Here is a 24207-nt window from a genome sequence, read left to right as displayed (position 1 = left end):
TTGATTTATACGCTTAATCAGTCGATTGAGCGCTGAATTTCAACCGTTTCATAGACTTCAATCTGGTCACCAACGCGAACGTCATTGTAGTTCTTCACGCCGATACCACACTCGTAGCCTTTTTTCACTTCGTTCACATCATCTTTGAAGCGACGCAGTGATTCTAGCTCACCCTCGTAGATAACCACGTTTTCACGTAGTACACGGATTGGATTGTTACGCTTAATCACACCTTCAGAAACCTGACACCCGGCAATTGCGCCCAGTTTCGGTGACTTGAAGACATCGCGTACTTCTGCCAGACCGATGATTTCTTGTTTGAACTCAGGCGCAAGCATACCGCTCATCGCTTGTTTCACTTCATCAATCATGGTGTAGATGACAGAGTAATAGCGCAGATCCAAGCTTTCATTTTCAATGGTCTTACGCGCCGCCGCATCCGCACGGACGTTAAAGCCACAAATGATCGCATTAGACGCTGCGGCCAAGACAGCATCAGTTTCAGTGATACCACCGACACCTGAGCCGACGATCTTCACTTTCACTTCATCCGTTGACAATTTGACCAGTGAATCTGCAATCGCTTCGACAGAGCCTTGAACGTCCGCTTTCAGCACGATATTCAGCTCAGCCACTTCACCTTCAGCCATGTTCGAGAACATGTTCTCCAGTTTGGCTTTTTGCTGACGCGCCAGTTTCACGTCACGGAACTTGCCTTGACGATAAAGCGCCACTTCACGGGCTTTCTTCTCGTCACGCACAACCGTGGCTTCGTCACCCGCTGCTGGCACACCAGAAAGACCGAGGATCTCAACCGGAATTGACGGCCCCGCATGCTCTACGTCTTGGCCATTCTCATCACGCATCGCACGGACACGGCCATATTCCAAGCCACACAGAACGATATCACCTTTGTTCAAGGTACCTTCTTGAACCAGCACTGTCGCGACAGGACCACGGCCTTTATCAAGACGTGATTCAACCACTACACCGCGCGCCATGCCTTGCTCGACCGCTTTCAGTTCAAGCACTTCTGATTGCAGCAAGATAGACTCAAGCAAGCCATCAATGTTCTGGCCTTGTTTTGCCGAAACATGCACGAAGATGTTTTCACCACCCCATTCTTCTGGGATAACGTCATACTGTGCTAGCTCGTTTTTCACGCTGTCAGGGTTAGCGCCTTCTTTATCCATCTTGTTGACGGCAACAATCAAAGGCACACCTGCCGCTTTCGCGTGCTGGATAGCTTCTTTGGTTTGTGGCATCACGCCATCATCAGCTGCGACCACCAAGACAACGATATCCGTGGCACCCGCACCACGTGCACGCATCGCGGTAAACGCGGCGTGTCCAGGGGTATCTAAGAAGGTGATCATGCCATTGTCGGTTTGTACGTGATACGCACCGATGTGCTGGGTAATACCGCCCGCTTCGCCCGTCGCAACGTGCGCTTTACGGATGTAGTCAAGCAGCGAGGTTTTACCGTGGTCAACGTGACCCATGATAGTTACCACCGGCGCACGTGGTGCGACAGGTGCATCGCTATCACGATCCGAGAGTACAGCCTCTTCCAGCTCGTTCTCTTTACGTAGGATAACCTTGTGGCCCATTTCTTCCGCCACTAGTTGCGCGGTTTCTTGGTCGATCACTTGGTTAATAGTCGCCATCGCACCCATTTTCATCATGGTTTTGATGACTTCAGCGCCTTTAACAGCCATTTTGTTGGCCAGCTCCGCTACGGTGATGGTTTCGCCGATTTCAACTTCACGGTTTACTTTCTGCGCTGGCTTTTTAAAGCCATGCTGCATCGATGATGGCTTAGCCATGCGGCCTTTGCCTTTTCCACCTTTGCCACGACGGCCGCGAGTGGTTTTATCCTCAGCAGCGTTCGCTTTTTTCTTCTTCTTACGACGCGGGGCGGCACTTTCTTCGCGACGATCCGCCTCGTCTTCTGCCTCACGGGCATACTCGGAAGTGACTGTATGGTGATCAGCCGCCTCCATGGTATTGAGTGCTTTGTCTTGATCTGACCAGCGTTCTTGATTTGCTTCTGCCATTTTGCGTGCCTCTTCTAACTGCCGCTGACTTTCTTCTTCAGCTTTACGCTTGGCTTCCTCTTCCTGGCGACGCTTAAGTTCATCAGCTTCTTTCTTCGCTTGCGCATCAGCAGCTTGAGCTGCAGCAGTATCCGCTGCGTTTTCTTTAGACTGCTCAGTGTTCGGTTGCGCTTGCGGCTTGGCTTCACGCTTAGCTTTTTCTTCGGCTTCGCGTTTGGCTTTCTCTTCTGCTTCACGTTTGGCTTTTTCTTCCGCCTCACGCTTGGCTTTCTCTTCTGCTTCGCGTTTCGCTTGCTCTTCGGCTTCTAGACGCGCTTTTTCTTCGGCTTCGCGTTTCGCTTGCTCTTCCGCTTCTTGCGCTGACTTTTGCTCTTCAAGGTCGCTACGCTTCACATAGGTACGCTTCTTACGCACCTCAACTTGGACATCTTTGTTCTTTCCGCCAGCCCCTGACACGCTCAGTGTGCTACGTTTCTTGCGCTGAAGCGTCAGACGCGTCGGAGCATTGCCGTTATCACCGTGCTCACGCTTTAAATGCGCGAGCAAAGCTTGTTTCTCATCTTGGCTTACCTGATCGTCAGCCGACTTTTGCATACCAGCTTCTTTAAACTGCTTCAGCAGACGATCGACTGGCGTATCAATTTCCTTCGCCAGTGTATGTACTGTAACCTCTGACATTCTGCTCCTCCTTTGCCGTCTTTACGCTTCGTCGCTGAACCAGCAGATATTACGCGCGGCCATAATCAGCTCACCTGCACTGGTCTCATCTAATCCGTCGATATCTAACAGATCGTCAGTACCTTGATCAGCCAGATCTTCCAAGGTCTTCACGCCTTTAGCGGCGAGTTTAAAGGCCATTTCACGAGAAAGACCATCCAGTGCCAGCAAATCTTCGGCAGGTTCAACATCTCCCAGCGACTCTTCTTGTGCCAGCGCGATGGTGGTCAACGCTTCTTTGGCACGTGCGCGCAAAATCTCGACGGTGTCTTCATCTAGTCCATCGATTTCGAGCATTTCGCTGGTTGGCACATAGGCCACTTCTTCAAGGGTGGTAAACCCTTCTTCCACCAAGGTTTCGGCAAAGTCTTCGTCAATATCGAGGTACTTCACGAACAATTCGACAGAGGCTTGCGCTTCTTCCTGGTGTTTTTTCTGTAGATCTTCAACCGTCATCACGTTCAGTTCCCAACCGGTTAGTTGAGATGCCAAACGGACGTTTTGACCATTACGGCCAATCGCCTGCGCCAAGTTATCCGCCGCAACGGCAATATCCATGGAGTGCGTGTCTTCATCGACGATGATAGAGGCTACGTCGGCCGGTGCCATGGCATTGATCACAAATTGCGCCGGGTTATCATCCCACAACACGATATCAATACGCTCACCACCCAACTCGGTCGATACGGCTTGCACACGCGCACCACGCATACCCACACAGGCGCCCACAGGGTCAATGCGTTTATCGTTGGTTTTCACGGCAATTTTTGCCCGTGAAGCAGGGTCACGCGCCGCGCCCATCAGCTCAATCATTTCTTCGCCAATTTCTGGCACTTCAATGCGGAACAGCTCACTCAGCATTTCCGGCTTTGAGCGAGTCATGAACAGTTGGAAGCCACGTGCTTCAGGACGGACGGCGTAGAGTAAGCCACGTACCCGATCACCCGGGCGGAAGTTTTCACGCGGCAGTTGATCTTCACGCTGGATAACCGCTTCCGCGTTGTTGCCTAGGTCAACGATGATCACATCACGGTTAACCTTCTTGACCACACCGGTAACCAGTTCACCTTCGTTGTCCATGAACTGCTCAACCACTTGCGCACGTTCAGCTTCACGCACTTTTTGTACGATCACTTGCTTAGCCGTTTGAGTGGTAATACGGTCAAAGGCAACAGATTCAATCTGATCTTCAACGTAGCCACCCAACTCTAAGGTTTCGTCTTCGTACTGTGCGGCTTCTAGCGTGATTTCACGCGTAGGCTGTGTCACTTCGTCAACCACGAGCCAACGACGGAAAGTATCGAATTCACCGGATTTGCGATCAATGGCGATACGTACATCAATGTCGGCTTCGTACTTCTTTTTGGTTGCCGTTGCCAGTGCGGTTTCCAGTGCCTCAAAAATACGCTCACGCGGAACGGCTTTTTCGTTTGAGACCGCTTCGACAACAGCCAAGATTTCTTTATTCATCTACTAATGCCTCATTTACTCTTAAAATGAAGGAACCAGGTTTGCTTTGGCGATATTACTCAAGGCAAACGCCTCATCTTGGCCGTCAACGCGAACCGTGATGGTATCGCCATCGACAGAAAGGATTTCTCCTTTCCACTTACGGCGGTTTTGCATAGCCATTTTCAGCACGATGTTCACTTCATGCCCGATGAATTGCTGATAATGATCAGCGGTGAACAGTGGACGATCAACACCTGGTGATGACACCTCTAGGTTGTAAGCCACTGTGATTGGGTCTTCTACATCCAACACTGCGCTCACTTGACGGCTCACGTCGGCACAATCGTCGACGGTAATGCCATTTTCATGGTCAATAAAGATACGCAGTGTCGAATGTTGGCCAGCTCGAACAAATTCAAGCCCAACCAACTCATAGTCCAACGCCTTAACCGGCGCGGCCAAAAGTTCAGTCAGTTGTTTCTCTAATCCTGTCATTCCAAACCCCAGAAATAAAAAAAGGGCTTAAAAGCCCAGTTACTATCCGAATGGTCTTCTTCAGATAACAAAAAACCCCGAAGATCGGGGTTTAATGTAACTGGACCCTGATGCTACGCCAGTAGCGTAGCCGTTATCGCTGGTGTCGGAATCATCTCAGCAATAACGAGAGAGTAACTCTCTGCACAAAGGCTTATTGGTCCGCTTCGTGCTGCCCCGAGGGCAAAAAGGCTAGCACGTGGCTAGCCCGGTTAGCGTGGCTTTAGTAAGAAACGCTAACGCGTTATTCAGTTTAGCCGTTATGTTAACAACAAACTTGAAATTGGTTGTGGGAAGCGGATTTTATCGCGCCGTGCAATGGCGCCGACCGGAGGTCGTGTTGATTGCATTCAACCTGATATTTCACTTCACCAACCTAAAATTGGTTGCGGGAGACGGATTTGAACCGCCGACCTTCGGGTTATGAGCCCGACGAGCTACCAAACTGCTCCATCCCGCGTCCGATGGCGACTATTATATCGCTTTTTGCAACAAAGGTGCAAGCAAATGCCCTTTGTGAACTTGGTGCCGAGAGCGGGACTTGAACCCGCACGCCTATAAAGGCACTACCCCCTCAAGATAGCGTGTCTACCAATTCCACCACCTCGGCTCAATTTTTACTGAGGGATCTCACTGTTATCAACAGGGATTTCGTCCTCTTTTGGCGCCGCTTGCTGTTGTGTAGCAGGCTCGCTTAAATCTTCAAAACCGCCTTTTGCTTCAGGCTTATGTGCAGTGAGGTTACCAAGCACCAAACTCAGGGCAAAAAATGCAATTGCAAAACCGGTTGTCATTCGGGTCAAAAAGTTTCCAGAGCCGCCAGAGCCAAATACTGTATTTGATGCTCCAGCCCCGAACGAGGCTCCCATATCTGCGCCTTTACCTTGCTGAACCAGAACCAGGCCAATTACACCGATTGCGGCCAACAGATAAATCACAAGTAGAATTTCGTACATGGTTCCACCTATGCTCCAGGTTGTTGAGCCGGCAGTGTTACTTCTCAGCCAGCGCAGCCCCCTTCGTTGGGAGCGGGTGAATACTAGCGAAAGCGCGGTGACGAAACAAGAGGAAATTGCAAAAAACCTTGATTTCGACGCTGTTTGCGCAATCTATGACCACCCGCTCGACCGTTATCAACAATTCGCCTTCACCGCCTCTGCGATTTCAAGCGCATAAGCGTGGACGTTGTCGGCCTCAGGCCCTTCCACCATCACTCGGATTAAAGGTTCAGTGCCCGATTTACGCAACAGTACACGTCCTTGTTCGCCCAGCTTTTCCTCGACACTGGCTTTAGCTGCCAGCACAGGCGCGCTTTGTAACGGGTCAACCGTGCCGCTAAAACGGACGTTCTCTAACACCTGGGGCAGTAGCGTCATGCCATCGCTTAAGGCTTTAAGATCCATCCCCGTCGCGGCGATGCTCGCCAGCACTTGCAACGCGGCGACAATGCCATCACCGGTCGTGACCTTATCCAGCACAATGACGTGGCCCGAGTTTTCTGCACCGATCCGCCAGCCTTTCTCTTGCAGCTTTTCCATCACATAACGGTCGCCCACTTTGGCGCGCGCAAACGGAATGCCGAGAGACTGAAGCGCAAGCTCCATCCCCATGTTGGTCATCAGGGTACCAACGACACCGCCTTTCAATTCACCACGGCGCAGGCTCTCGCGGGCGATAATATACGCAATTTGGTCGCCGTCGACTTTGTTGCCAAGGTGATCCACCATGATCACGCGGTCGCCATCACCGTCAAAAGCGATGCCTAAGTCCGCTTTTTGTTCGAGGACTTGTTTTTGTAACGCACGAACGTCCGTGGCCCCCACTTCATCGTTTATATTGGTACCGTTGGGCGCACAGCCAATGGTGGTCACCTCCGCACCGAGTTCACGAAACACAGAAGGCGCAATGTGATAGGTGGCACCATGGGCGCAATCGAGCACAATTTTTAACCCACTCAGGCTCAACGCGCTCGGGAAGGTGCCTTTACAAAACTCGATGTAACGCCCGGCCGCGTCGTTAATGCGGCTGGCTTTACCTAACTCAGCCGACTCGACACAAGTCAGTGTTTTTTCCAGCTCAGCTTCAATCGCTAACTCAACCTCATCAGCCAGTTTGGTGCCTTCTGAGGAGAAGAATTTAATCCCGTTATCATAATGCGGGTTATGTGACGCCGAGATCACAATCCCAGCTTCCGCGCGGAACGTTTGGGTTAAGTAGGCAATCGCAGGTGTTGGCATGGGGCCGGTAAAGGCGGCTTCTAGACCCGCCGCAGAGAGCCCCGATTCCAGCGCCGACTCTAACATATACCCAGAAATACGCGTGTCTTTACCAATCAGTACCTTACGCGTGCCTTGTTGCGACAACACGCGACCTGCGGCCCAGCCAAGCTTTAGCATAAATTCCGGCGTAATGGGAAATTCGCCCACCTTGCCACGCACACCATCGGTGCCAAAATACTTACGCTCTGTCATTATTTTTCTTCTCCTAATTCATTTTTTACGCGCGCTGTCATGGCGACGACCTTGAGTGCATCAGCGGTTTCTTTCACATCGTGAACGCGAATGATTTGTGCGCCTTTCGCCGCAGCTAAGGTGGCACAAGCAAGGCTACCGCCCAGAATATCCTGCGGCGTTTTTTCTAACATCTTGTAAATCATTGACTTGCGTGACATCCCTGCTAATACAGGCAACCCGAAGTCATGAAAAGCGTCGAGATCCGCGAGAAGCTGATAGTTGTGCGCCAACGTCTTACCAAAACCAAACCCGGGATCTAGAATAATATTCTGTCGACGGATCCCCGCCTCAGTGCAGGCCTCGATACGTGCTGCTAAAAACGCTTTCACGTCCCCCACGACATCTTGGTAGTCAGGGGCCGCTTGCATTGTCCGTGGTTGTCCTTGCATGTGCATGATGCACACAGGCACTTGCAGATCCGCTGCCGCTTCCAACGCACCAGGCGCTTGCAGCGCTCGCACATCATTAATGAGATTGGCGCCTGCTTTTACTGCGGCACGCATCACACCAGCCTTACTGGTATCAATCGAAATCCAACAATCAGATTGCTCACGAATCGCTTCAATGACTGGGACAACACGATTGATCTCGTCTTGCTCTTCTACATCAGCAGCACCTGGGCGTGTCGACTCGCCACCAATATCTAAAATGGTGGCGCCGTCGGCTAGCATCTGCATCGCTCGCTCAACCGCTATATCGCGGTGCTGAAATTGGCCGCCATCTGAGAAAGAGTCCGGCGTCACATTCAAGATACCCATGATGACAGGGCGAGTAAGGGGGAGTGCGTTATTCTTGTGGGTTATTTGCATGTGTTTGTTTCCAAGCACGATCAAAAAAACCCCGACGTATCGGGGTTTGCATTCATGGGGATTTACGCTTCAGATTGGTTTTCTGAATCAAGCGGTTTTTGTTTTTTGTCGTCAGATTGCTCGTCAGACTCGCTCGCTTTCGAGGCATCCGGCTTGCTCGGCGTATCATCTGAAGATGAACCGCCATTACCGCCTTCCCAGCCCGCGGGCTCTCGCACGTCACGGCGAGCCATCAGATCATCAATCTGCGCTGCATCAATGGTTTCGTACTTCATCAAGGCATCTTTCATCGCGTGCATGATATCGAGGTTTTCTTCCAAGATTTGCTTGGCGCGATCGTAGTTGCGGTCGATGATGCCACGAATTTCAGCGTCAATGAGTCGGGCTGTCTCATCGGAGATATGCTTGGTTTGCGCGACCGAGCGTCCTAAGAAGACTTCGCCTTCTTCTTCTGCATACAGAAGCGGACCCAATTTTTCCGAGAAGCCCCACTGCGTGACCATTTTGCGAGCAATATCCGTCGCTCGCTCGATGTCATTCGACGCCCCCGTCGAAACTTTTTCTTTGCCGTATATCAGCTCTTCGGCCAAGCGTCCACCATAAAGGCTTGAAATCATCGAGTCGAGATGCTGACGCGACATGCTGATCCTGTCTTGCTCAGGCAAGTACATGGTCACACCCAATGCACGTCCACGTGGGATAATGGATACCTTATACACAGGGTCATGTTCAGGCACCAAGCGACCAACAATTGCGTGACCCGCTTCGTGATAGGCGGTTGACTCTTTGGTTTCTTCCGACATCACCATTGAACGGCGCTCTGCACCCATCATGATTTTGTCTTTCGCCAGTTCAAACTCGACCATCGATACGACACGTTTGTTACCACGCGCAGAGAACAGTGCTGCTTCGTTAACAAGGTTAGCCAAGTCAGCCCCTGAGAAGCCCGGCGTACCGCGCGCAATCAGTGACGCATCGACATCATTGCCTAGCGGTACTTTGCGCATGTGTACTTTGAGAATATGCTCACGGCCACGCACATCTGGCAAGCTCACCACCACTTGACGGTCAAAACGACCAGGACGCAATAGCGCAGGGTCCAATACGTCTGGGCGGTTCGTCGCCGCAATGACGATAACGCCTTCGTTGCCCTCAAAGCCATCCATTTCGACCAGCATCTGGTTTAAGGTCTGCTCACGCTCGTCATGACCTCCGCCAAGCCCAGCGCCACGCTGACGACCGACAGCGTCGATTTCATCGATAAAGATGATGCAAGGTGAGGCTTTCTTCGCTTGCTCGAACATATCGCGGACGCGTGATGCACCCACACCTACGAACATTTCCACGAAATCGGAGCCGGAAATGGTAAAGAACGGTACTTTGGCTTCACCCGCAATCGCTTTGGCTAGCAAGGTTTTACCGGTACCCGGAGGGCCGACCATGAGTACGCCGGTTGGGATTTTACCCCCTAACTTTTGGAAACGGCTTGGGTCGCGCAAGTAATCTACCAACTCCTTTACGTCTTCTTTGGCTTCATCACAGCCTGCAACGTCGGTAAAGGTCGTTTTAACCTGCTCCTCACTCATCATTTTGGCTTTTGATTTACCAAAAGACATGGCGCCTTTGCCGCCACCACCTTGCATCTGGCGCATGAAGAAAATCCATACCCCGATAAGCAGTAGCATTGGGAACCAAGAAATGAAGATCGATGCCAACATACTTGGCTCTTCAGGTGGCGTCCCTTTCACGCGCACGTTTTTGTTAAGCAGATCATCCAAAAGTTTTGGATCATTCATCACAGGCATAAAGGTGACATAGCGTGAGCCGTCACGTCGGGTGACACTCAGCTCACGATCGTCAAATTTTACTTCCTGTATTTGATCGTTGCCGATTTCGCGTACGAAAGAGGTATAGTCGACTTGACGACCGGCGCTGTCCCCTGGTCCAAAGCTTTGGAACACAGACATTAAGACAACGGCGATAACCAGCCACAGAATCAAGTTTTTTGCCATGTCACTCAAGGTGTTAGCCTCGCATAACTGAGATAGATAAATGTAAGGGTACTACAGTTTATAACCTGTAGCCACAATGTAGACTTCTCGCGACCTTGCACGGGATGAGTCGGGTTTTCGAATTTTGACCGCTGTAAACATTTTACGCACCTCGGCCAAATACTGATCAAAGCCTTCGCCCTGAAAAACTTTTACCACGAAGCTGCCTTTCGGCCCCAGCACTTCACGGCACATCTCTAATGCCAGTTCGACCAAATACATCGCTTTGGGTTGATCGGCCGCCTGATTGCCGCTCATGTTTGGCGCCATGTCAGACATCACCACATCAACTTGGTTGGGTTGAATGCGCTCGAGCAAGGTGTCGAGCACCGCTTGTTCGCGAAAATCCCCTTGAAGAAAGCTAACACCTGGCATGGGATCCATGGGTAGGATATCGCAAGCAATCACTTGCCCATCGTCACCGACTTGTGTCGCGGCATATTGCGACCAACCTCCAGGCGCAGCGCCCAGATCGACCACTGTCATTCCCGGTTTCAAGATGCGATCTTTTTGCTGAATCTCTTCTAGCTTAAAAATAGCCCGAGACCGATATCCTTTTTTCTGCGCTTCATGAACGTACTTATCGTCGAAGTGTTCTTTCAGCCAGCGTCCTGAGCTGGCAGAGTGTTTTTTATTCGCCATGTTGTTCCTACTACGCCCGCCAATGCACCACATTCATATAAAATTCAGGCAATTGTGTGCGTTAGCTTATTCTCAAAGACAGACTCACTCTCACCCAGCAGACGACGTGCATGGCATCTGCCCACTTTCTACTGTTTCAGTTTGTGGTGAGATGGCGTTAGAATGGCATGTTTTCAACCCCTAGCAAATAGAAATCGAGCCAACATGAAACTCAGCACCAAACAAAAACAGTATCTCAAAGGACTGGCTCACCCGCTTAAGCCTGTAGTCTTAATGGGCGCCAATGGTTTAACTGAAGCCGTGGTCGCTGAAATTGAGCTTGCGCTTGACCACCACGAGCTGATTAAAGTGAAAGTGGCCTCTGAAGACCGTGAGACCAAAAACCTGATTATCGACGCGATCCTACGGGAAACAGGCGCCGAAAAAGTGCAGGTAATCGGTAAAACTTTGGTCATTTATCGCCAAAGCGACGCACGCAAAATTGAATTACCACGCAAATAATCATGTGTGTGATCAAGTACGTGCTGTAGCATAACAAAAAGGCCGCATTGCGGCCTTTTTACTGTGTCAGCATCGGAGAAAAGTTACATTCCGTAACACTTTCCTACACGTAATCGACGCTATCAATTTCGAACTCTTTGACGCCACCTGGGGTGGTGATGCTCACTTCTTCACCTTCTTCTTTACCAATCAGGCCGCGAGCAATGGGAGAATTCACCGAAATCAAATTCGCTTTGATGTCGGCTTCATCATCACCCACGATCCGATAGGTCACTTCTTCGTCAGTGCTCACGTCAATCAAGGTGACCGTCGCGCCAAAAATCACTTTGCCATTATTCGGCATCTTGGTGACATCAATCACCTGTGCCACCGACAGCTTGTATTCGATGTCACGGATTTGCGCCTCACAAATGCCCTGCTCTTCACGAGCCGCATGATATTCTGCGTTTTCTTTTAAGTCGCCGAGCTCACGCGCCTCTGCAATGGCGTTGGAGATCTCAGGGCGACGCTTGATCAACTTGTCCAGCTCTTCTCGTAGCAGCTGCTCACCGCGTACGGTCATTGGCACTTTATCCATAAATGACATTACCTCTTTCAATCCACAGCAAAGGGATTTTGGCAAAACAAAGCCACGCCCAAACAGAGTATCTGGGCGCGGCGGAATTCAACGCTTTTTTTAGATTGTAAACAAGAATTCGCGCAAAATCATCTCTGATCCGGTGATAGCGTGAGCCATCCATCGGCTATCCGCTTCGCCCCCAGCCCAGCTGACGGCCTGGCCACCCCGAACGGCTTGTCTTCAAGGCTAGACAGGGTAGGATGGCATGCATGCGCAAACAAAAAGGCTTTTACCATGCTGTCCGCTCTTTTCCGCCGCCTCGCCCCCATGGCGATTTTCCTCGTGCCGTTAGCATCGGCCTCGGCGCCGTCGTTAACACTGGAACAACTGACACCATTACTCCCTAAAGGCAGCCAAGTCGCGCTATGGGTGAGTGATGCGCAGCAAAATCAGCCCCAGATCAGTGAGCAAGCCGATGCGCTGCTGCCCCCAGCCAGTACACAAAAACTCCTCACCGGACTCGCCGCTCGGCTTTATTTACCGAGCACTTTCCGTTTTACCACCCGATTGGTGCAAACCGGTGATGACATCGCCCTTATTTTTAACGGTGACCCCTCACTGACTCGAAAGGATATTCGTCAACTGCTGAGTCAATTACCGCGTCGTGGTCTCGATACCATTAACAACCTCTATCTGGATGGGCATGCGTTTGCTGGTCGCACCCGTGCGCCTGGCTGGCCATGGGACATTTTAGCGGTCTGCTACAGTGCACCTTCCACGGCAATCACCCTCAATCACAACTGTGTGCAAGGTGCGATTTATAGCCAGCCTGATAGTACGTTGACACGCGTGCATGTCCCTGACCACCAGCCCGTTTCGGTAGAGAACCAAGCGCGAGCGGTAAGCGAGGACGAACAAGCTACCCGCCATTGCGGTCTCGATCTCACCGCGACACCGCAAAATACGTATTATTTTTCCGGTTGCCTCCCGCATCGGGAGCGTCCGCTGCCACTCAACTTTGCCGTACAGACCCCTTCGACTTACGTCAAAGCCATTGTGGCCGATGAGCTCGCGCGCCTGAATGTGCGTGTGAAAGGCGATATCCGAGTGGCGCGGGCGCCCAGCCAGTCACGCGAGTTGGCTCGTCACCAGTCAGCGCCCCTTACCTCCCTACTCACCACGATGTTGCGCGACTCTGACAACCTCATTGCCGACAATCTTCTCAAAGCCTTGGGGCGCCGCTACTTTCAGCAACCTGGCTCTTATCGCAATGGCGTCGCGGCGGTGAAAGCGATATTACAGGAGGCTGGGATTGATCTATCACAGGCCGTGCTGGTCGATGGGTCGGGGCTGTCTCGTAATAACCGTCTCAGCGCCCGCCAGCTGGCGCAGGTGATACATTACATCACCACTCACCCGGCACTTGGCATGGTTCAAATGCTCCCCACTGCCGGTGTGGATGGTACCCTCAAGTATCGCCAGAGCATTCGCCACGCCCCCATAAAAGGGCGTTTAAAGGCCAAAAGTGGTTCGCTGTATGGCAGCTTTAATCTAGCTGGGGTTTTGGAGGATGATTCAGGAAACCAGCATATCGTGGTGCAACTTGTCAGTCATTATCATCCCGAGGAAGACGCACAGCCGGAGAATGTGCCCTCGCCGATTACTCAGTTTGAGCGTGAATTTTATATGGCGCTGATCCGCGGTCAGCTACTGCCTACACGAGCGCCATCTCACTGAACAAAAAAGCCCGCCAAGATGGCGGGCTCATACGCGTTGACAGTCGCACCGTTATGATTTAGTCAGTACCCGTGCGTGCAACGATTGCACCGGATTGACTTTACTCATGTCGGCGGCCGTTAACGCCATACAGGTCGCGAAAGCAGCATTCAAGGTCGTGGTATAATTCACTTTAGCCGCCAGTGCGCCACGGCGCAGCACTTTTGAGTCCTCAATCGCTTGACGCCCTTCCGTGGTATTGACGATATAGCTGTACTCACCGTTTTTGATGCGATCAAGAATGTGTGGTCGCCCTTCATGTACCTTATTGACCAGACGCGGATTGATGCCCGCCTCGCCAAGGATCACCGCGGTGCCGTGGGTCGCGTCGAGCTCAAAACCAAGCTTGAGCAACTTCGCCGCTAAATCCACCACGCGCTGCTTGTCATTATTGCGCACCGATAACAAGGCGCGTCCACCCTCGCTGTAGGCTTTACCACAGGCTAAATCCGCTTTGGCAAACGCTTCGGCAAAGGTATCACCGACACCCATCACCTCGCCGGTCGAACGCATTTCAGGGCCCAACAGTGGATCAACCCCTGGGAATTTATTGAACGGCAGCACTACCTCTTTGACCGAGTAATAAGGTGGAATCACCTCTTTAACAAACCCTTGCTCGGCCAGTGAGCGTCCGGCCATGACCCGTGCTGCAATTTTCGCGAGCGGGACACCGGTCGCCTTGGACACAAATGGGACCGTACGCGCCGCACGCGGGTTGACTTCAATGAGATAGATTTCATCATCCTTCACCGCAAATTGCGTATTGACCAAGCCTTTAACGCCTAGCTCCAACGCCAGCTTACGCACCTGTTCACGCATGCGATCTTGGATATCGTCACTGAGAGTATAAGCAGGTAACGAGCAAGCAGAATCACCAGAGTGCACGCCAGCTTGCTCGATGTGCTCCATAATGCCGCCAATCACGGCGGTTTCACCATCGCACACGGCATCGATGTCCACTTCAGTCGCATCATCCAAGAAATGATCTAGCAACACGGGAGATTCGTGCGAGACACTCACCGCCTCGTTAAAGTAGCGGCGTAGGTCGGTTTCATCATAGACAATTTCCATCGCTCGCCCGCCGAGGACGTAGGACGGACGCACCACCAGCGGATAACCAATCTCTTTGGCTTTCTCCACTGCTTGTTCCAGTGCGGTGACGGTGGCGTTAGCAGGCTGCTTAAGGCCAAGGCGCTGCACCGCATCTTGGAAACGCTCGCGATCTTCAGCACGGTCAATCGCATCTGGGCTGGTACCGATAATCGGCACACCCGCCGCTTCTAAGTCACGGGCAAGTTTAAGTGGCGTTTGCCCACCGTACTGAACAATGACCCCTTCAGGCTTTTCTACGTTCACAATGGCGAGTACGTCTTCCAAGGTGATCGGCTCAAAATAGAGGCGGTCAGAGGTGTCATAATCGGTAGAAACGGTTTCAGGGTTACAGTTGACCATAATGGTTTCAAAACCATCTTCACGCAGGGCCAGAGATGCGTGGACACAGCAGTAGTCGAACTCGATCCCTTGCCCGATTCGGTTCGGGCCACCGCCAATCACCATGATCTTCTTCTTATCCGTCGGCTGTGACTCGCACTCTTCATCGTAGGTAGAGTACATATACGCGGTGTCAGAAGAGAACTCAGCGGCACAGGTATCCACACGTTTGTAGACAGGATGAATCTGGAACTTGTCACGCAGTTTGCGTACTTCAATTTCCGACACGCCTAACAAGGTTGCCAAACGGACATCAGAAAAACCTTTACGTTTTAACTGACGCAGCGCGGCTTTGTTGAGCCCCGCGAAGCCTTGCTCACGCACTTGCTGCTCATGTTTGACAATGTCTTCAATTTGTACCAAAAACCAGCGGTCGATATTGGTGAGATTAAATACGCCATCGACCGACATACCGGCACGAAACGCATCGGCAATGTACCAAATCCGTTCGGCGCCGGGCTCTTTGAGTTCATGACGAATTTTAGTTAACGCCGTATCGTCATCCAGGTTTACCATCTCATCAAAACCCGCCGCGCCCACTTCCAGACCGCGTAATGCTTTTTGCAGTGACTCTTGCTGGTTACGGCCAATCGCCATCACCTCACCCACTGACTTCATCTGGGTGGTTAAGCGGTCGTTCGCGCCGGCAAATTTTTCAAAGTTAAAGCGTGGGATTTTAGTCACGACATAATCGATGGTCGGCTCGAACGAGGCGGGCGTTGCGCCACCGGTGATATCGTTCATCAACTCGTCAAGGGTAAAGCCCACCGCCAACTTGGCTGCCACTTTCGCAATTGGGAAGCCGGTCGCTTTTGAGGCCAATGCCGAAGAGCGTGATACCCGCGGGTTCATCTCGATGATCACCATGCGACCATTTTTGGGGTTAATCCCAAACTGTACATTTGAGCCGCCGGTTTCAACGCCAATTTCGCGCAAAACAGCCAACGACGCATTGCGCATCAATTGGTATTCTTTGTCGGTCAGGGTTTGCGCCGGCGCCACCGTGATAGAGTCCCCCGTGTGGACCCCCATGGCGTCGAAGTTTTCAATCGAGCAGACAATGATGCAGTTGTCGTTTTTATCCCGCACCACTTCCATTTCGTATTCTTTCCAACCAATGAGTGACTCATCAATCAACAACTCATTGGTGGGAGATAAATCGAGGCCGCGCTCGCAAATCTCTTTGAACTCCTCCTGGTTGTAGGCAATGCCCCCACCAGTGCCTCCCATGGTAAAGGAGGGACGGATAATACAAGGGAAGCCCACTTCGTCGAGCACCTTGTGCGCCTCATCCATGCTGTGGGCGATGCCCGCACGCGGACAATCCAAACCAATGCTTTGCATCGCCTCATCGAAGCGATGGCGGTCTTCTGCTTTGTCTATTGCGTCAGCGGTGGCGCCGATCATTTCCACGCCAAATTCGGCTAACACGCCATGGCGCTCGAGATCCAGTGCACAGTTCAAACCTGTCTGACCACCCATGGTTGGCAGTACGGCGTCAGGGCGTTCTTTTTCGATGATGTGTTTCACCACCTGCCACTGGATAGGCTCGATGTAAGTGGCATCAGCCATCTCTGGATCTGTCATGATGGTGGCAGGGTTGGAATTGACCAAGATGACACGATAACCCTCTTCGCGCAGGGCTTTACACGCTTGTGCCCCTGAGTAGTCAAATTCGCAGGCTTGGCCAATGATAATCGGGCCTGCGCCCAAGATAAGGATGCTTTTTATGTCTGTGCGTTTTGGCATGCTCAACGACTCCAATTAGGCGCGATGTTGTTTGATGAGGTCGATAAAATGATCAAAAAGTGGCGCGGCATCATGCGGCCCTGGGCTTGCCTCTGGGTGCCCTTGGAAACTAAATGCGGGTTTATCCGTGCGATGAATACCTTGTAAGCTACCATCAAACAAAGACACATGGGTCGCGCGCAGCGTCTCTGGCAGGCTGTCTTTATCGGCCGCAAAGCCATGGTTTTGGCTGGTGATCATCACCACACCACGCTCCAAATCTTTGACCGGATGGTTAGCCCCGTGATGACCAAACTTCATCTTAATTGTGTTCGCCCCACTGGCGAGGGCTAAGATTTGATGGCCAAGACAAATGCCAAACAAAGGCAAGCCTTCTGACAAAAACGTGCGCGTCGCTTCAATCGCGTAATCACACGGCGCCGGATCGCCAGGGCCATTGGATAAGAAAACCCCATCCGGGCTCATCGCTAACACCTCTTCCGCTGGCGTGGTCGCGGGCACGACCGTCAAGCGACAGCCACGGTCAACTAACATGCGCAAAATATTGCGTTTAGCACCAAAGTCATAGGCCACCACGTGATACGGCAACTCACCTTCTACGGCAGCCTCGGGCAAGCCTTGATGAAGCTGCCAAGAGCCTTGTGTCCAGCGGTAGCTTTCTTTGGTGGTCACTTCTTTGGCGAGATCCATTCCCTTCAAGCCAGGAAAGTCCTGCGCTTTCGCGAGCGCCAAGGCCTCATCCACACTGTCACCGGCCACAATACAGCCGTTCTGCGCGCCCTTCTCTCGCAACAAGCGCGTGAGTTTCCGCGTATCGATATCGGCAATACCGAGAATGTTGTGCTGTTTGAGGTAGTCAGAAAGGGATTGTTGATTGCGGAAGTTGCTGGCTAACAGGGGAAGATCACGAATAACGAGGCCTTGGGCATGAACTTGGCTAGATTCTTCGTCTTCGGAGTTGGTGCCGGTGTTGCCAATATGAGGATAGGTGAGTGTCACAATCTGACGGGAATAAGAGGGGTCGGTTAATATTTCTTGGTACCCCGTCATCGAGGTATTGAAAACCACTTCTCCCACCGCGGTGCCATCAGCGCCGATTGGGGTACCGTGGAACACTGTCCCATCTTCTAGGACTAAGAGCGCAGACTTGCTCAAGACAACCTCCAGTTATATAGAAATGCACTTTTTACGACTAACGTTGCATTCACGTATTCCATCTAAGATCAAAACTCACGTCAAGCTGAATTTTGACAAATTGCGCGCATTCTAGGGATGCACAGGGGGAGTGTCAATCAAAGCGTGTTATTTTTCTTTATTTTATTCGTCACTCATAAAGAAACGACCGCCAAAGCGCTATAACAACAAGCCTCACCCATGAATTACGGATAAAAAACGTGCAAAAGGCGCACTTAATGTGTTTTTCATCAACACCTTTTTACCCTTATCAGAAAAGGTAAATTAGCAAACGTTTACTCATGCAACAAAAGCATGCATAAGGGCTATCTGTCACCATAATGACAACAAACACAAGATTAGTGGTAATAATGTCTGAACCAGGAAGGCAACCGACAGAGGAAGAGGGAAAAGCAGAAAAAAACATCGCGCCGAGGCGCGATGAATAATTATTTAAGATTGAGGACGTCTTGCATCGTGTATAAACCGCATTGATGCTGATTGAGCCAAACCGCAGCTCGTACGGCGCCTTTGGCAAAGGTGTTTCGATTAGACGCCTTGTGAGTAATTTCTACACGCTCGCCAATATCGGCAAACATCGCCGTATGCTCGCCAACAATGTCACCTGCTCGAAGCGTGGCAAAGCCAATTTCATCTTTGCTTCGCTCTCCGGTGATCCCTTCACGCGCATAAACCGCCACATCGCTAAGTTTATTTCCCATTGCGCCGGCAATGGCTTCACCCATACCGAGTGCGGTACCAGATGGTGCATCGACTTTATGACGGTGGTGCGCTTCAACAATTTCAATGTCGCACTCCTCTCCCATCACTTGGGCTGCCTGCTCTAACAACTTGAAGACAAGATTGACACCAACACTGTAATTCGGGGCCATCACCATGGCTGTCGAAGCCGCCGCTTCTTCAATGGTTTGCTTTTGCGAGTCATCAAACCCTGTTGTACCTATGACCAACTGCTTGCCTTGTGCTTGGCATAACGTCAGGTTAGCCAGGGTCGCAGCAGGGGCGGTGAAATCAATGACCACATCGAAGTCGTCACTCACTTTCGCCAAATCGTCCACCACATTAACGCCTAACCGGCCAATACCCGCGAGCTCTCCCGCATCGGTACCGACTAAGCTGGATTCCGGTCTTTCGCTCGCGGCCCCTAAAGTAGCACCTGGATACTGTGAAACCGCTTGGATAAGGTTGCGACCCATGCGCCCAGCCGCGCCTGCTATGGCAATACGTACCATGATTTTCCCCTTTGTCACTATGCCAGTTCACTGGCTCCTTCTTGGTAGTCAATCACTCTAGCGCGTTCCTTGGCACTTGTATATTGGCGAAAAAAAGGGAAGCCCGTGCTCCCCTCGCCGTATTGAACATCACCCTAGGTGACTTCTCGAATTTGCAACTCTTTAGGCACTTCAAAAAACATGTTTTCTTCACGCCCAGCGAGATTATCAACATGGGTGGCACCCAGCTGCTTGATTCGCTCGATAATTTGATCCACTAACTCTTCTGGTGCCGACGCACCGGCCGTGATCCCGACCGTCTGCTTGCCTTCAAACCAGGCCGGATCGATATCTTCCGCCGTATCGGTTAAATAACCTGGCGTACCGAGTTTTTCGGATAACTCGCGCAGACGGTTTGAGTTGGAGCTGTTTTTTGACCCAACCACCACCATCACATCACAGCTTTGCGCTAAATCGCGCACTGCGTCTTGGCGGTTCTGGGTGGCATAACAAATGTCGTCTTTACGTGGTCCTTGGATGTTAGGAAACACCTTACGCAAGGTATCAATCACATCCGCGGTTTCATCGACCGACAGGGTGGTTTGGCTCACATAGTGCAAGTTATCAGGATCGCTCACCTTCAAGGTATACACATCCTCTGGGGTTTCGACCAAATACATGCCGCCGGTTTCACTGGCGTATTGCCCCATGGTGCCTTCCACTTCAGGGTGGCCGGCATGGCCGATCAGTACCACTTCCATATTCTTACGACTGGCACGCGCAACCTCCATATGCACTTTCGTCACCAGCGGGCACGTGGCATCAAATACGGTTAACTGACGCGACTTGGCCTCATTACGCACCGCTTGCGACACGCCGTGGGCGGAGAAAATCACAATATTGTCGTCGGGCACTTCGCTGATCTGCTCAACAAAAATCGCCCCACGCTGCTTTAAGCCTTCCACCACAAAGCGGTTATGCACCACTTCATGACGGACATAAATGGGGGGTTGATAGATTTCTAGCGCGCGCTCAACAATACTGATGGCACGGTCAACCCCTGCGCAAAAGCCACGGGGATTGGCAAGTAAGATCTTCATGTGTCCGCCTTTATTGCACACTTATAATTTCAACATCAAAAATGACGGTCTTCCCAGCCAGCGGGTGGTTAAAATCAACCGTGACGGAATCCCCAGTCACTGCCGTCACAATGCCCGGGATCTCCTGCCCTTGCGGCCCACTAAAGGCAATGATCGCCCCTTCTTCTGCGGGCGTTTCTCCACCAAAGTGACGGCGATCCATGTGATGGATATTATCCGGATTAGGCTGGCCGAATGCATCCTCTGGTGCCAAGGTGAAGCTGCTCGACTCCCCTTCTTTTAAACCAAGAAGGCAAGTTTCAAAGTTTTCCGTCAAGCTACCGTCGCCCATCACCAGCTTCGCCGGTTTACCCGCATTATGGGTGGTATCGGCAACCGAACCATCTTCCAGTTTGATGGTAAAGTGCATAATGACTTCGCTAGACGCTGTGATTGATTTCATGATTCATCCTTTTAGACAGTCGCGGTTTTGCTGATAGATACGCATCATCCTTGTTTGGTCGATGACTGGCCTTGACGAAAACTATCTAGGATTATCAATGCAGCGCCCAAACATATCGCCGAATCGGCGAGATTAAACGCTGGCCAGTGCGAACTTCCGAGATAAAAATCAAGGAAGTCAATCACGTAGCCATGCACAAGACGATCAAACAAATTACCCAGTGCGCCACCAATGATCATCGCATAGGCAATATTGATCATGCGTTTGCTGGCCGGTGTTCCCCGCATCCAATACGCCAATAATCCGCTCACCCCCAGTGCAATCGCACTGAACAGCCAACGCTGCCAACCGCCGGCATCACTTAAAAAACTAAACGCCGCGCCGTGGTTGTGCACGTATGTAAGATTGAAAAAAGGCAGCACTTCAATCCGATTCGCAAACCCGTATTCCATGGTTTGCATCACCAGCCACTTGCTGCCGATATCGAGAGCAAAGACCAGCGGCGCTAGCCAAAGCCAGCGCCATCCTGATTGTGAGAGGGAAAGAGTCTGCATCACGCAAATTGGCGAGTTTCGCCTTCTCCTGCAATATTGGTCACGCAACGGCCACAGATCTCTTCATGACCCGCAATGGTGCCAACATCAGCGACATGGTGCCAACAGCGCTCACACTTAGCCGCGCTTGATGCCGCCACGTCCACAGCCAACCCGTCGAGTTCAGTCTGTGTTGCGGAATCAGGGGCATCTCCCGCGATCACGGTCGCTTTCGAGGTCAACAGCACAAAGCGAAGTTCGTCGCCCATCAAGCGCAGCTTCTCGGCAAAGTCTGTCGGTGCATAAAGCGTGACTTCCGCTTCTAATGAACCGCCGATGACTTTTTCATTCCGGGCTTGCTCTAGGGTTTTGTTCACTGCACCGCGAACATCGAGCAATTTCGCCCAGAACGCCTGATTCAGCACAGCCTGCTGTTCTAAGTCAAACAAGCCGTCATACCAGACTTCGGTGAAGACAAACTTGGTTCGCTCGCCGGGCATTTCATTCCAGATCTCATCCGCGGTAAATGACATAATCGGTGCCATCCAGCGTACCAGTGCTTCCACGATGTGGAACAGCGCCGTTTGACAGCTGCGGTGCGCATGGCTGCCTGCTTTGGCTGTGTACTGACGATCCTTGATGATATCGAGGTAGAACGAGCCCATTTCAATCGAGCAGAACTGCATCAAACGCTGAGTCACTTGGTGGAAGTTACAGGCATCATACGCGGCAGTGATCTCTTGCTGCGCTTCGAGGGCGCGGCTGACGGCCCAGCGATCAACCGCCACCAAATCGTCTGGAGCAACCAAGTCAGTTTTAGGGTCAAAACCGTGTAGGTTAGCCAGCAAGAAGCGCGAGGTATTACGGATACGACGATAGGCATCGGCACTGCGTTTTAGAATTTCATCCGACACACTGATCTCACCCGTATAATCGGTTGATGCCACCCACAAACGGAGAATATCGGCACCCAGCTTGTTCATCACATCTTGCGGCATGATGGTATTTCCCAGCGACTTCGACATCTTGCGGCCATTACCGTCGACGGTGAAGCCATGGGTGAGTACACGGCGGTATGGGGCTTTGTCTTTAATTGCCACCGACGTCATCAGTGATGACTGGAACCAGCCACGGTGTTGATCCGAGCCTTCCAAATACATATCGGCTTCTTGACCGTTAAACTCGTCACGCTGATTAACCACAGCAAAGTGCGTCGCGCCAGAGTCAAACCACACATCCAGGGTATCCAAGACTTTCTCGTACTGATCAGCGTCATCGCCCAACAGTTCGTTCAGATCTAAGTCCCACCACGCTTGAATACCGGCTTTCTCTACGCGCTGAGCCACCTGCTCAATCAGGTTGAGCGTATCCGGGTGTAGCTCTGAGGTTTCTTTATGAACGAACAGGGCAATAGGCACGCCCCAAGTGCGCTGGCGCGAAATACACCAGTCTGGACGCCCTTCCACCATTGACTCAATGCGGCTTTGTCCCCAGTCAGGGATCCATTCAACGTTCTTGATCTCTTGCAGCGCTTTGTCTCGCAGCCCCGCTTTGTCCATGGCAATGAACCATTGCGGCGTGGCACGGAAGATAATCGGTGTTTTGTGGCGCCAGCAATGCGGGTAGCTGTGCTCATACGCGTGATGATGCAATAAGGCACCGTGCGTTTTCAGCGCTTCAATCACGCTGTCGTTGGCTTTAAACACGTGTTGACCGGCAAACAGCGGCGTGTCGGGCAGATACACACCATTGCTGCCAACCGGATTAGCCACTTCAAGATCGTATTTTTGACCGACCACAAAGTCTTCTTGACCATGCCCTGGCGCCGTGTGAACCACACCGGTACCCGATTCAGTGGTAACGTGATCGCCTAGGATAACCGGCACATCAAAGTCATAAAAAGGGTGTTGAACACGTTGAAGCTCCAACGCTTCACCTTTACAGAAACCAAGGTTGTGATAGTGCTCAATGCCCGCGCGATCCATCACATCTTTTGCCAGCTCAGCGGCAAGGATCAAGCGCTGTGGCTGGTCACCTTCCACTTGCACCAAGACGTATTCCAAGTCCGCCGCAACGGCGACCGCACGGTTCGCTGGCAAAGTCCAAGGCGTCGTGGTCCAGATCACCGCGGATACTGGGCCTTCGCCTTGGTGATCGCCCGCTAGGGTAAATACGTTCAATAACGCCTGCTCATCAACCGCGCGGAAAGTGACGTCAATCGACGGTGATGTTTTATCTTGGTACTCAACTTCGGCTTCCGCGAGCGCCGAACCACAGTCTGTACACCAATGCACGGGCTTGAAGCCTTTGTGCAAATGACCATTGCCCGCAATTTTACCCAGCGCTCGGATAATATTGGCTTCGGTATTAAAGTCCATGGTCAGGTAAGGCTTATCCCACTCACCTAACACGCCAAGCCGTTTGAAGTCGGCTTTTTGACCTTCTACTTGCTTGGCCGCGTATTCACGACATTTTTCCCGGAACTCGGCGGTGGAGATTTTCTGACCTGGCTTGCCAACTTTTTTCTCTACCATCAATTCGATAGGTAGACCATGGCAGTCCCAGCCAGGGACGTACGGTGCGTCATAGTCCGCCAGCGTTTTCGATTTAATAATAATGTCTTTGAGAATTTTATTAACAGAGTGACCAATGTGAATATTGCCGTTCGCGTACGGAGGACCGTCATGCAAAATAAATGTTTTTTTGCCTTTCTTCGCTTGACGGATTGCACCGTAAAGATCTTCATCGTACCAACGCTTGAGCATATCAGGCTCACGCTTAGCAAGATTACCTCGCATCGGAAACGCGGTTTCCGGCAGGTTTAAGGTATCTTTGTAGTCACTCATTGATTATTGATTCCGTATGGAGGTTACACT

18 protein-coding genes and 2 tRNA genes are annotated in these 24207 nt (G+C 51.6%); 2 read left to right on the top strand and 18 right to left on the bottom strand.

All coding sequences use genetic code 11. The features are described from left to right. Positions 1 to 17 precede the first annotated feature (17 nt). The 10 genes from infB to rlmE form a co-directional block, all read right to left on the bottom strand. Positions 18 to 2735, bottom strand: a complete 2718-nt coding sequence (gene infB / locus BZG20_RS05305; protein ID WP_046075119.1) for a translation initiation factor IF-2 — start codon at positions 2733 to 2735, stop codon at positions 18 to 20. Positions 2736 to 2756: 21 nt separating this feature from the next. Then, positions 2757 to 4244 (bottom strand): transcription termination factor NusA, encoded by a 1488-nt coding sequence (nusA, locus tag BZG20_RS05300; protein ID WP_077578313.1) that lies wholly within the window; start codon positions 4242 to 4244, stop codon positions 2757 to 2759. A gap of 21 nt (positions 4245 to 4265) precedes the next feature. Next, positions 4266 to 4721 (bottom strand): ribosome maturation factor RimP, encoded by a 456-nt coding sequence (gene rimP, locus BZG20_RS05295; protein WP_046075117.1) that lies wholly within the window; start codon positions 4719 to 4721, stop codon positions 4266 to 4268. A 422-nt stretch (positions 4722 to 5143) separates the two neighbouring features. After that, positions 5144 to 5220, bottom strand: a tRNA-Met gene (locus BZG20_RS05290). A 63-nt stretch (positions 5221 to 5283) separates the two neighbouring features. Continuing rightward, positions 5284 to 5370: transfer RNA gene (locus BZG20_RS05285), tRNA-Leu, on the bottom strand. A gap of 7 nt (positions 5371 to 5377) precedes the next feature. Further along, the gene (gene secG, locus BZG20_RS05280) at positions 5378 to 5716 is read right to left on the bottom strand and encodes a preprotein translocase subunit SecG (protein WP_046075116.1); all 339 of its coding nucleotides are present in this window, start codon (positions 5714 to 5716) and stop codon (positions 5378 to 5380) included. 177 nt (positions 5717 to 5893) lie between these two features. Beyond that, on the bottom strand, positions 5894 to 7231 hold the full coding sequence (gene glmM, locus BZG20_RS05275) for a phosphoglucosamine mutase (RefSeq protein ID WP_046075115.1): 1338 nt from the start codon (positions 7229 to 7231) through the stop codon (positions 5894 to 5896). Beyond that, positions 7231 to 8082 (bottom strand): dihydropteroate synthase, encoded by an 852-nt coding sequence (gene folP / locus BZG20_RS05270; RefSeq protein WP_077578312.1) that lies wholly within the window; start codon positions 8080 to 8082, stop codon positions 7231 to 7233. Before folP ends, glmM begins: the two co-directional genes overlap by 1 nt. A gap of 62 nt (positions 8083 to 8144) precedes the next feature. Continuing rightward, entirely contained in the window at positions 8145 to 10094 is a 1950-nt protein-coding gene (gene ftsH / locus BZG20_RS05265; protein ID WP_046075113.1) for an ATP-dependent zinc metalloprotease FtsH, read from the bottom strand. A 51-nt stretch (positions 10095 to 10145) separates the two neighbouring features. Beyond that, positions 10146 to 10775: a 23S rRNA (uridine(2552)-2'-O)-methyltransferase RlmE gene (gene rlmE / locus BZG20_RS05260; protein ID WP_077578311.1), complete on the bottom strand. Its 630-nt coding sequence runs from the start codon at positions 10773 to 10775 to the stop codon at positions 10146 to 10148. A gap of 204 nt (positions 10776 to 10979) precedes the next feature. On the opposite strand from rlmE, the gene yhbY reads away from it, so the two are divergent. After that, complete coding sequence (yhbY, locus tag BZG20_RS05255; protein ID WP_046075111.1) at positions 10980 to 11276, top strand: ribosome assembly RNA-binding protein YhbY; 297 nt, start codon at positions 10980 to 10982, stop codon at positions 11274 to 11276. 103 nt (positions 11277 to 11379) lie between these two features. On the opposite strand, the gene greA is transcribed toward yhbY, so the two are convergent. Further along, a complete protein-coding gene (gene greA / locus BZG20_RS05250) occupies positions 11380 to 11853 on the bottom strand; it encodes a transcription elongation factor GreA (protein ID WP_046075110.1) in 474 nt (157 codons plus the stop codon). 276 nt (positions 11854 to 12129) lie between these two features. Here greA and dacB point away from each other — a divergent pair, with 276 nt between their 5' ends. After that, on the top strand, positions 12130 to 13572 hold the full coding sequence (gene dacB / locus BZG20_RS05245) for a D-alanyl-D-alanine carboxypeptidase/D-alanyl-D-alanine-endopeptidase (RefSeq protein WP_077578310.1): 1443 nt from the start codon (positions 12130 to 12132) through the stop codon (positions 13570 to 13572). Between the two features lie 51 nt (positions 13573 to 13623). On the opposite strand, the gene carB is transcribed toward dacB, so the two are convergent. The 7 genes from carB to ileS form a co-directional block, all read right to left on the bottom strand. Further along, a complete protein-coding gene (gene carB, locus BZG20_RS05240; RefSeq protein WP_077578309.1) occupies positions 13624 to 16851 on the bottom strand; it encodes a carbamoyl-phosphate synthase large subunit in 3228 nt (1075 codons plus the stop codon). A 15-nt stretch (positions 16852 to 16866) separates the two neighbouring features. Beyond that, on the bottom strand, positions 16867 to 18006 hold the full coding sequence (carA, locus tag BZG20_RS05235) for a glutamine-hydrolyzing carbamoyl-phosphate synthase small subunit (protein ID WP_046075108.1): 1140 nt from the start codon (positions 18004 to 18006) through the stop codon (positions 16867 to 16869). Between the two features lie 467 nt (positions 18007 to 18473). Beyond that, complete coding sequence (gene dapB / locus BZG20_RS05230; protein ID WP_077578308.1) at positions 18474 to 19277, bottom strand: 4-hydroxy-tetrahydrodipicolinate reductase; 804 nt, start codon at positions 19275 to 19277, stop codon at positions 18474 to 18476. 134 nt (positions 19278 to 19411) lie between these two features. Further along, complete coding sequence (gene ispH / locus BZG20_RS05225; protein WP_046075106.1) at positions 19412 to 20356, bottom strand: 4-hydroxy-3-methylbut-2-enyl diphosphate reductase; 945 nt, start codon at positions 20354 to 20356, stop codon at positions 19412 to 19414. 10 nt (positions 20357 to 20366) lie between these two features. Next, complete coding sequence (gene fkpB / locus BZG20_RS05220) at positions 20367 to 20798, bottom strand: FKBP-type peptidyl-prolyl cis-trans isomerase (RefSeq protein WP_077578307.1); 432 nt, start codon at positions 20796 to 20798, stop codon at positions 20367 to 20369. A 44-nt stretch (positions 20799 to 20842) separates the two neighbouring features. Then, complete coding sequence (gene lspA / locus BZG20_RS05215; RefSeq protein WP_046075104.1) at positions 20843 to 21352, bottom strand: signal peptidase II; 510 nt, start codon at positions 21350 to 21352, stop codon at positions 20843 to 20845. Continuing rightward, complete coding sequence (gene ileS / locus BZG20_RS05210) at positions 21352 to 24177, bottom strand: isoleucine--tRNA ligase (protein ID WP_077578306.1); 2826 nt, start codon at positions 24175 to 24177, stop codon at positions 21352 to 21354. The genes lspA and ileS overlap by 1 nt, the downstream gene beginning before the upstream one ends. Between the last annotated feature and the right edge of the window lie 30 nt (positions 24178 to 24207).

It is taken from the genome of Salinivibrio sp. IB868 (assembly GCF_001995655.1).
GTDB lineage: Bacteria > Pseudomonadota > Gammaproteobacteria > Enterobacterales > Vibrionaceae > Salinivibrio > Salinivibrio siamensis.
The sequence above is the reverse complement of the archived record's forward strand: the minus strand, read 5'-3'. Positions and strand labels throughout refer to the sequence as shown.

Excerpts from the sequence above, each read along its gene's own strand:
- infB (WP_046075119.1), bottom strand. The coding sequence starts at position 2,735 with ATGTCAGAGGTTACAGTACATACACTGGCGAAGGAAATTGATACGCCA.
- nusA (WP_077578313.1), bottom strand. The coding sequence starts at position 4,244 with ATGAATAAAGAAATCTTGGCTGTTGTCGAAGCGGTCTCAAACGAAAAA.
- rimP (WP_046075117.1), bottom strand. The coding sequence starts at position 4,721 with ATGACAGGATTAGAGAAACAACTGACTGAACTTTTGGCCGCGCCGGTT.
- secG (WP_046075116.1), bottom strand. The coding sequence starts at position 5,716 with ATGTACGAAATTCTACTTGTGATTTATCTGTTGGCCGCAATCGGTGTA.
- glmM (WP_046075115.1), bottom strand. The coding sequence starts at position 7,231 with ATGACAGAGCGTAAGTATTTTGGCACCGATGGTGTGCGTGGCAAGGTG.
- folP (WP_077578312.1), bottom strand. The coding sequence starts at position 8,082 with ATGCAAATAACCCACAAGAATAACGCACTCCCCCTTACTCGCCCTGTC.
- ftsH (WP_046075113.1), bottom strand. The coding sequence starts at position 10,094 with ATGGCAAAAAACTTGATTCTGTGGCTGGTTATCGCCGTTGTCTTAATG.
- rlmE (WP_077578311.1), bottom strand. The coding sequence starts at position 10,775 with ATGGCGAATAAAAAACACTCTGCCAGCTCAGGACGCTGGCTGAAAGAA.
- yhbY (WP_046075111.1), top strand. The coding sequence starts at position 10,980 with ATGAAACTCAGCACCAAACAAAAACAGTATCTCAAAGGACTGGCTCAC.
- greA (WP_046075110.1), bottom strand. The coding sequence starts at position 11,853 with ATGGATAAAGTGCCAATGACCGTACGCGGTGAGCAGCTGCTACGAGAA.
- dacB (WP_077578310.1), top strand. The coding sequence starts at position 12,130 with ATGCTGTCCGCTCTTTTCCGCCGCCTCGCCCCCATGGCGATTTTCCTC.
- carB (WP_077578309.1), bottom strand. The coding sequence starts at position 16,851 with ATGCCAAAACGCACAGACATAAAAAGCATCCTTATCTTGGGCGCAGGC.
- dapB (WP_077578308.1), bottom strand. The coding sequence starts at position 19,277 with ATGGTACGTATTGCCATAGCAGGCGCGGCTGGGCGCATGGGTCGCAAC.
- ispH (WP_046075106.1), bottom strand. The coding sequence starts at position 20,356 with ATGAAGATCTTACTTGCCAATCCCCGTGGCTTTTGCGCAGGGGTTGAC.
- fkpB (WP_077578307.1), bottom strand. The coding sequence starts at position 20,798 with ATGAAATCAATCACAGCGTCTAGCGAAGTCATTATGCACTTTACCATC.
- lspA (WP_046075104.1), bottom strand. The coding sequence starts at position 21,352 with ATGCAGACTCTTTCCCTCTCACAATCAGGATGGCGCTGGCTTTGGCTA.
- ileS (WP_077578306.1), bottom strand. The coding sequence starts at position 24,177 with ATGAGTGACTACAAAGATACCTTAAACCTGCCGGAAACCGCGTTTCCG.